At 65.7% G+C, this 8,436-nt stretch carries 8 protein-coding genes; 2 read left to right on the plus strand and 6 right to left on the minus strand.

Features of this window, described 5'->3' with window-relative positions; genetic code table 11:
• From WAW17_RS15950 to WAW17_RS15965, 4 genes are all read right to left on the minus strand, one after another.
• On the minus strand, positions 1–993 hold a 993-nt coding region (locus WAW17_RS15950), incomplete at its 3' end, for an amidase (protein ID WP_422333919.1).
• On the minus strand, positions 990–1,871 hold the full coding sequence (locus WAW17_RS15955) for a VOC family protein (protein ID WP_422333920.1): 882 nt from the start codon (positions 1,869–1,871) through the stop codon (positions 990–992). The genes WAW17_RS15950 and WAW17_RS15955, both read right to left, overlap by 4 nt.
• 51 nt (positions 1,872–1,922) lie before the next feature.
• Entirely contained in the window at positions 1,923–2,978 is a 1,056-nt protein-coding gene (locus WAW17_RS15960) for an FAD-binding oxidoreductase (RefSeq protein ID WP_422333921.1), read from the minus strand.
• 2 nt (positions 2,979–2,980) lie between these two features.
• Positions 2,981–4,174 carry a Rieske 2Fe-2S domain-containing protein gene (locus WAW17_RS15965; protein ID WP_422333922.1) on the minus strand — a complete coding sequence of 398 codons (1,194 nt, stop codon included), beginning with the start codon at positions 4,172–4,174 and terminating at the stop codon, positions 2,981–2,983.
• A 251-nt stretch (positions 4,175–4,425) separates the two neighbouring features.
• Between WAW17_RS15965 and WAW17_RS15970 the strand changes: the two genes are divergently transcribed.
• Positions 4,426–5,067, plus strand: coding sequence for a winged helix DNA-binding protein (locus WAW17_RS15970; protein WP_422333923.1), 642 nt, complete (start codon positions 4,426–4,428; stop codon positions 5,065–5,067).
• A 22-nt stretch (positions 5,068–5,089) separates the two neighbouring features.
• Here WAW17_RS15970 and WAW17_RS15975 read toward each other — a convergent pair whose 3' ends face one another.
• The gene (locus WAW17_RS15975; RefSeq protein ID WP_422333924.1) at positions 5,090–5,866 is read right to left on the minus strand and encodes an enoyl-CoA hydratase/isomerase family protein; all 777 of its coding nucleotides are present in this window, start codon (positions 5,864–5,866) and stop codon (positions 5,090–5,092) included.
• Entirely contained in the window at positions 5,866–7,272 is a 1,407-nt protein-coding gene (locus WAW17_RS15980; protein ID WP_422333925.1) for an acyl-CoA synthetase, read from the minus strand. Before WAW17_RS15980 ends, WAW17_RS15975 begins: the two co-directional genes overlap by 1 nt.
• A 122-nt stretch (positions 7,273–7,394) precedes the next feature.
• Between WAW17_RS15980 and WAW17_RS15985 the strand changes: the two genes are divergently transcribed.
• Entirely contained in the window at positions 7,395–8,129 is a 735-nt protein-coding gene (locus WAW17_RS15985; protein ID WP_422333926.1) for an IclR family transcriptional regulator, read from the plus strand.
• Positions 8,130–8,436 lie beyond the last annotated feature (307 nt).

Below are 8,436 nucleotides of genomic sequence, written 5' to 3' on the forward strand. Positions count from 1 at the left end.
ACGCAACACGATCCGGGCGTTCTGGACCGTACCGGCCGTGGCATTGCGGCCGTCGGACAGGAACCGGGTGAGCTGGTCGCTGACCTGGCCGGGACGGCGAATGCGGTGGGCCAGTGCAGCAGACGCTTCGGCGGCCATGATGAGCGTGTGGGCCTCGTCGAGGGCGGCGAGTTCCTCGGGAACCGGTACGTCGACGACGTCGGCGACTACCTCCCGCAGGGCGTCGACGGTCCGCTCGAGCATTGCGGCGGCCGCCGGGGTGGCGCGATCGGCCCAGGGCGGGCGCAGTATCCCGATGCGCAGATGTGCAGCGGCGGGCAGGGTCGGTTCGGGGCCCGGATCGGCGAGAACCCCGTCGAGTGCCGCGAGTTCGGCCGGGTGCCGGGCGAAGCCGCCGACGGTATCGAAGGTCAAGGCCACCGGCAGCACGCCGTCGAACGGCCATCGCCCGTAGGTGGGCTTGAGTGTGAACACACCGCAGAAAGCGCCGGGGCGCAACACCGATCCCGCGGTCTGGGTTCCCAGAGCCAGCGGCACCTGACCGTCCGCCACGGCGGCGGCGGACCCACTCGACGAGCCGCCCGGAGAGTGGGCGGGATTGTGGGGATTGCGGGTGGCGGTGGGGCGGTAGGTGGCGAACTCGGTGGTCGTGGTCTTGCCGAGGATCACCGCGCCGGCCTGCCGCAAGCGCCGGACCACCTCGGCGTCGCGGTCGGGCCGGTGTCCCTCGAACAGTTCCGAACCGTAGCCCGTCGGTTGGTCGGCGGTGTCGATGATGTCCTTCACCCCGACCGGGATGCCGTGCAGCATCGAGCGGCGAACCTCGCCGTCGCATGCACGGGCCTGGGCCAGGGCCAGCTCAGGGTCCAGGAACGCCCACGCACGAATCAGGCTGTCGCGCTCGATGATCCGCTCTAGACATCGTTCGACGGCTGCGACGCTCGACTCCGGCGCATCCACTCCGGAGCTGGCAAGGGAGGTGGTTCCGGTCACGGCCGGCCCGCCTTCTGCGGCTCGTGCCCCCACCGGGAGGGCGAGCGGTAGGTCTTGACCACCCATCGGTCGTCGACCAGGTCGCCGCCGTAGCCGATCTCGATGCCGAAGCCCGACGGCGTTGCGACGTAGAACGAGGTCACGCCGTCGTTGGTGTGGCGTCCGAAGGTCATCTTCAAGTCGATGCCGGCGGCATTGATGCGGTCGTAGGCACGACCGACGTCGTCCAACGAGGCCACCTCGATCATCAGGTGGTTGAAGTCGCCCCCTCGGAAGTTGAAGCACTCGTTCATCAGGGCAAGGCTGTGGTGGCGGGGGTTGCAGTGCAGGAAGGTGGCGTCGGCACCGTCCCACACGATGTAGTCCGAGAGCCGGAACCCGAGCACCCGGGTATAGAAGTCCACTGCCGCGGGGTAGTTCTTGCACATCAGGACCACGTGCCCGAGGCCGAGTTCCCCGGTGACGAACCCGCTGATGAGCCCACCGGGCGTGAGCGGGAGGTGGTCCATGGTGGGCCCGAAACAGATTTCGTTGGGAAATCCGTCGGCGTCGTCGAAGCGGAACGCCGCCACCGCGCTGCGGGTCTCAGGGTCGCCGGTGGGTACCCACTCGACCTCGACACCCTCGGCCCGTACGCGGTCGGCGAGTGCGTACAGCTGCTCCGGGCTGTCGACCTCCCAGGTGATGCGGCGGATGCGGTCCTGCGCGGCCGGGTGCAGCGCAATTCGATGATGGTGCTCGTCGAGGCGGATCAGGAGCGGCTCGTCGTCGGAGGTTCTCGGGCGTGCTTCGAGGCCGAGAAGGTCCACGAGCAGGTACCGCCAGGAGTCAAGGTCCGCTACGTCGACGCTCAGTGCGCCTAGTCGGGAAACACTCATGCTGGTGTCGCAATCTGTGATGGGTGCAGCAGCACTGCCGCACAGTAGGTTTCAGCTGGGGAGGAAGTGCTCGGCGTGGATCCGCTCGCGCGGCATGCCGAGTTGTTGCAGGCGCTCGCGTGCCGCATCGAGCATCGCCGGCGGGCCGCACAGGTAGGCCGAGGTATTCGCGTCGGCCACGTCCTCGGCGGTGAGGACGCTGACGGGATTGCCGACGAGAACGTCGGGACGATCGGTCTGCTCGTCCAACACCACCCGCACGTCCAGGTTCGGCATGAAGCTTCGCCGAGCGTCGAGTTCGTCGAGGTGGTAAAGATCCCCCTGGCGGGCGCACCCGAACACGAGCCGAACCGAGTTGCGGGTCCTTGCGGTCTGCAGGGACTCGAGCATCGAAAGCATCGGGGCCAGGCCGGTTCCGCCGGCAATCATCAGGGTTGTTCCCGGGTCCTCTTCGAGTCCGAAAGAGCCCATCGGGCCTTCCATTTCGAGTTGGTCTCCGAGCGTGGCCGTCTCGCGCAGGTAATCCGACATGACGCCGGTGGGCAGTACCCGGATGGTGAAGACCAGCTGACGTTTGTGTCGCTCACCCGATGCCATCGAGTACGAGCGCCACTCGTCCGTTCCGGGGACGCGGAATCGGATGTATTGGCCGGACCGGAAGGAGAAACTGGTCGATTTCGGTAGGCGCACTGCTAGTTCGACCACGGTCTCGGCGAGCCAGGTCAGTCCGGTCACTTTCACCGAGGTGGTGATGATCGGGTACTCCTCGAGCATGGCAGCCGAGTAGTCGAGGTCGACCTCGGCCTCGCTGAGGGCGTGCGCCTGGCAGAGCAGACGCATACCCTGACCGAGTTCGTCTGCACGCAGCGGGTATACACGCCCTTCAGGCATGGCCAGCTCTCCGTTGGACACTCGCCCGACGCAGGTTCCGCAGGTGCCGATGCGGCACTGGTTGACCAGGCGCGCACCTGCAGTTTCCGCAGCCTCGAGGACGGTGGTTCCGGCAGGGACGTGGATTTCCTTCGTGGTGTCGGTATAGTTCAGGCGCACACGGCTGGTGGTGCCACGCAGAGTGTCGGGCATCGCCTCGATCGGAGCGATGGACATTGTCAGTCCTCGTCCTGATACGGGGATTCGAAGAATCCGCGCGGGTGCCGTGCAGCCATCTTGCGCCACGCGATGATGGAGTAGTCCATGTCGCAGAGAACCTCGTTGTTCCAGCCGTCGAAGCGGGTGTAGTGCTCTTCGGTGGCTTCCCGGGCGAAGACGTCGCTGTTGTTGAAGCCCTCGAGGGCCAGCGGCAGCATGAAGTGCTCGTATTTGAAGTTGAACTCGGCGATCTCCTCATCCGACGAAGCCCGGGTGGCGATGATCTCCCAGTACTCGTGGTGGTGGTCGTCGATGGGAACGTAGAACTCGTACTGGACGTGATCGGTGATGGGCCAGTGCTCGACCATCAGTACGCCCGGCACCCAGAGGGAAGTGCGGAAGTAGTGCGGCACCGTACCGCGGGCCTTCATATTGACCTTTGGGTTCTCGAGCACCGGCTGGTACAGATCCGGCCGGTCGTACCGGTTCATCACACCCTTGGGGCCGTCCTGGATGTCGATCTCCTCGGTCGCCGAGTCGGTCAGGGCGTTCACACCCAACGGCAGAGCGCGGTCCAGCGCGACGAGGATCTGGTTGTCCCAGTGCACGAGCAGGTGGCCGGGGTCGAGGCCGTTCTCGGCGGCGAGGCGCCAGTTGCCGACGAGCTTTCGGTGGATGCCGCGGATGACGATGCCCTCGTCCAGCAGGTGCGGAACAGGAGTGTCGTTGGGGTCGTTGGTCACACGCATGGGTAGATCGGAGCTGAGCGGTGGTGGCGTGCCGTAGTCCTCGTCGCCGACGAAGACGTAGATGATCCCGTTGACCTCTTCTGCGGGATAGGTGCGAATTCCGGCCTTGCCGATCAGTGAATCGTCCGGGTTGCCGACGATCGTGGTCAGGCTGCCGTCCTCGAGTCCGTAGGTGAAGCCGTGGTACCAGCACGTGATTGTGCCTTCCGACAGGCACATCGGCTTGGCCGACAGCTTCACGCCACGATGCATGCACCGATCGGAAATCGCGTAGGCCTTGCCGGCCGACCGCCGAACGGCGATGTCGTGCCCACCGATGGTGATGCCCTTGGCGGTGCCGTCTTCGAGTTCGTGCGACAGCAGGGCGGGATACCAGTGGTTGGCGTAGCCCCAGTCGGCCTGGACGTAGGGCGCGTAGTGCCGGGTCACGCCGGCGGAGGATCCGCTGTACGGGGATGCGGACATGAGTTGACCTCCATGATTGGGCCACGCTCGACGGCGTGGGGAGTAGTGAGGATCCGACGTGACCGACTCCGCAGAGTCGCGCTGGTCGTGTCCTGAATCACAATACGTAATATCCATGGATAGTCAATAGAAAGTTCGTGGAGATTCCATGAATGGTTTGGCTGCTGGCGATGCCGCGGTGTTGAGTGGACGAGGTAGAGGGCAGGGCCGTCCGACGGCCGAACCACACGACCAGGGAGTAGACCAGTCACATGAACGCCATTGAACCCTCCGCGTCAGGCGAGCCGGCTCCCCTGGACCCGGGGCGGCGCTGGCATCTCGCTCAGAACGCGTACGAAGAAGCGCTGACAGCATTCGAGTTCGCGGTCCTGCAGGCGCAAGGAGGTTTCGAACGATTCGCCGTGCAAGCCATGCACGTCGCCGGTGACCTCGATCTTGCGTTCAACGAAGTGGTGGCACTGCACGTCGTCCGGATGCAGGAACGTCCGAAGGACACTGCGACGATCGCTCAACTCACCAACCGCGACGATCTGCCGAACCTGCAGTACAACCTGCGCAAGCTTGTGAGCCTGGGACTGCTCGAACGCACCAAGTCCGGCACGTCGTCGGTGTTCGCCGTCACCCCCGCCGGTCGCGAGGTCACGGATCGTTACGCCGAACTGCGCCGTCAGGTGCTGGCGTCCAACCTCGTCGAATTGGCCGATGTGACCGTGAAACTGCAGCATGCGATTCGCTCCATGCACATCCTCACAGGGCTCTACGACGCGGCCAGTCGTGACCTCGCAACTATCAATCCGGCGATGATGTTCCCCGCCGACGGCCAGGGCGCGGTTCCCGACGGCCAATCCGTGACGCCGCCGCGATCGCCCAAGGCCCGGCGTCAGGCCCGATGATCGGCGGTAGCCGCGGAACGATTCACCAGTCGGAAAACCGGGGTGCACGACAGGTCAGGAAGGCGCCGAGTCCCTCGGTGACATCCGGGTTGGCCCGTTGCGCCCATTTCTGCTTCAAGACGTCGTCGATGCCGCTTCCGCTCGCCGCGTCGATCATCTCCTTCGCGGCCGCGAGGGAGATCGCCGAGCGGGTGGACACGAGATGCGCCAGCTCGGTTGCCCGTGCCGCCAGGGTGCCGGAGGGCGTGAGCTCGTCGACGAGGCCGATGCGCAGCGCGGCATCGGCGTCGATCAACTCGGCGGTGAAGACGAGCCTCTTCGCGGCGGCAGGCCCGAGGATCCGCACCAGGCGAGCCACTGTCCGAGGGGGGTAGACGATACCAAGCTTTGCCGGCGTGACGCCGAAGCGCGCGCCCTCCGAGGCCAGCCGCAGATCGCACGCCAGGGCAAGCTGCATCCCGCCTCCGACGCAGTACCCCTCGACGGCAGCCACGGTCGGCTTCGGAAAGGCCGCGAGACGCTCCTCCGCAGCAGTCATCCGATGCTCCAGCTCGACTCCTCGCTCTCGTGCGGACCGCAGGCCGCGGATATCCATTCCGGCGCTGAAATCATTTCCGGCCCCAGTCAACACCACGATGCGGATGCTGCGATCCTGCTGCACTGTGGTCAGGATGTCCTCGAGCTGGTCGAGCATCGCGGTGGTGAGGGCATTGCGTCTGGCCACGTGCGCCATCGTCACCGTGGCTACGGGGCCGGTCACCTGTAGCCGGACGGACGCGGTGTCCTCGGGGATGTCCATCACAGATCTCCCGCGAGCAGCGCCTTCTTCTGCACCTTCCCCATCGCGTTGCGCGGCAGTGCGTCGACGACCCGGATCTCGCGGGGACGCTTGTGAACCGACAGCGATGTGGCAACGAAGTCGATGATCGACTTGCCGTCCTGCGCATCACCCACCACGTACGCGACGATGCGTTGTCCGAGGTCGACGTCCGGCTCGCCGACCACGGCTGCTTCACGCACTCCGGGGTGCGCCAGCAGGGCTTGTTCGACTTCGCCGGCGCCGATCCGGTACCCGCCGGACTTGATCATGTCCACCGATTCCCGGCCCACGATCCGGTGGAAGCCGTCCGAGCCGATGACGGCGATGTCGCCGGTCTTGAACCACCCGTCGTCGGTCAGCGATTCGGCGGTCTTGACCGGATTGTTCAGATAGCCAACGAACAGTGTCGGACCAGCGATCTCCAACTGCCCCAGGGACTCTCCGTCATGGGGGGCCAGAGCTCCCGACTCGGCACGCAGCCGCGTCCGCACCCCGTCGAGCGGCAACCCCACCCATCCCGGTCGACGCTCGCCGTCGTATCGGGTGCTGACGGTGATGATGGTTTCGCTCATGCCGTATCGCTCGATCGGCGCGGCCCCGGTGAGAGCGACGAGATCCTCGAACACCGGCGCAGGAAGCGGAGCGCTTCCCGAGACGAGCAATCGAGCCCCGGCGAGTGCACGGGCCGCCTCGCGGTCCGCGCACACGCGGGACCACACGGTCGGGACACCGAAATACAACGATCCGCCCGCGGCGGCGTATGCCTCCGGAGTCGGGCGCACGGTGTGCACAAGCGGAGATCCGACCCGCAGGGCGCCGAGCACACCCAGCACGAGCCCGTGCACGTGGAATAACGGCAGGCCATGGACCAGAACATCGTCGGGCGTCCACTGCCACGCCTCGGCGAGTCCGTCCAGGCTCGCGGCGACCGCTCGGCGCGAGAGGACCACACCCTTGGGCGCCCCGGTGGTGCCCGAGGTATACACGATCAGCGCGGGAGCATCGCCCGATGGTTCGGGCAGGCTGGTCGACGAACGTTCTCGTGGGTCGACCGGGATCGACGGGAGAAGGACGTCCGGCCGGGACGCTCCCAGCCATAGTTCCGCACCGGAATCGGCGAGGATGTGGCGCAGCTCGAGGGCGCCGGAATCGGGGGGAACAGGAACAGCCGCGGCGCCCGCGAAGAGACATCCGACGACGGCCACGACAGTGCTCATGTCGGCGCGCGCATCGACGGCCACCCGTCGGGCTCCGGCGATCTTGTCCGCAACCGCCGTGGCGGCGCCGATCAGGTCCTCGCGTGACAACACCGAGTTGCCGACCGTGACCACGTGAGCGGCATCGTCTTGGGCTTCGGACAGTGCAGTGAGTAGTGGTGCAGACATCAACGCTTCTCTCGATCCATTGGTCCACCATATGGACCGGTGTGCTACTATGTGGTCTAAACGAAGGTACAAGTGGGCATGGATGCCGTCAAGGCCGGTGCATGTCCCGATGGGGAGGCGTAGTGAACAGCGTGCGCACCGCACTGCACGTGTTCGAAGCAGTAGCCGAGAGTCAACCTGTAGGGCTCAGCGAACTCGCTCGCCGTCTCGGCGTCCCGAAGAGCACGGTGCAGCGCTGCCTCAAGACTCTGCATGAGGCCGGATGGGTACGGCCCGTTCCCGGGGAGAGTCGATGGTCCATCACCGGTCGCGCATTCACTGTCGGCAGTGCGGTGGCCTCCGGCGATCACCTCCGCGAAGTCGCCCTCCCCGAACTCGGTATGCTTCAATCCGCGGTCGGCGAGACAGTTCACCTTGCCGTTCCTGACGGGGATGAACTCGTCCTCGTTGAAAGACTCGACAGTCCGCACCAACTACGCGCGTTTCTCGCACTCGGATCCCGGCTGCCGTTGCATGCGGCAGCCACCGGCAAGGCCTATCTGGCCGCCTTGCCGGATGAGCAGATCGTCGCATATCTGGCAGCCGCACCGGCCAAGGTCACAACGAAGACGGAAACCGACCCCGACCGACTCTGGAACGAAATTCGTCTTGCTCGCCAGCGCGGCTATGCCACCACGGAGCAGGAATTGCACGAAGGGATTTCAGCGATTGCCGTCGTTCTGCGCGACCGCAAGGCGGCGGCACGCGCATGCTTCAGTATCTCCGGTCCGTCTTCTCGACTCACTCCCGACCTGTTCGAGGAATACGGCAGCAAAGCACTTCGGACCCGGGACGCCATTGAACGGTTGTTGCCGTAGTGATCCGTAAGACAGCCTCGGTGGCAGAAAGCGGCACGGCCCAACCCGTGACCGGTGGGTGATGCGCTGGCTGGCTCCATACCCTTCGGGCGGCACGAAACCCTGGCCCGAACAAGTGATGGAATCGCCACCAGGGCATCAAGTCTCCCCGATTTCATCTACGACCCGCTCACCCGCGACACCTCCCGCCACACCCGCGCGGGATTCATCGGGATCTCGCGCAGGCGTGCGCCGGTGGCGTCGGCGATGGCGTTGGCCAGGGCAGGCGCTACCGGGTTGTACGGGGATTCGCTCATCGATTTGGCAC

It is taken from the genome of Rhodococcus sp. (in: high G+C Gram-positive bacteria) (genome assembly GCF_049286785.1).
GTDB lineage: Bacteria > Actinomycetota > Actinomycetes > Mycobacteriales > Mycobacteriaceae > Rhodococcus_F.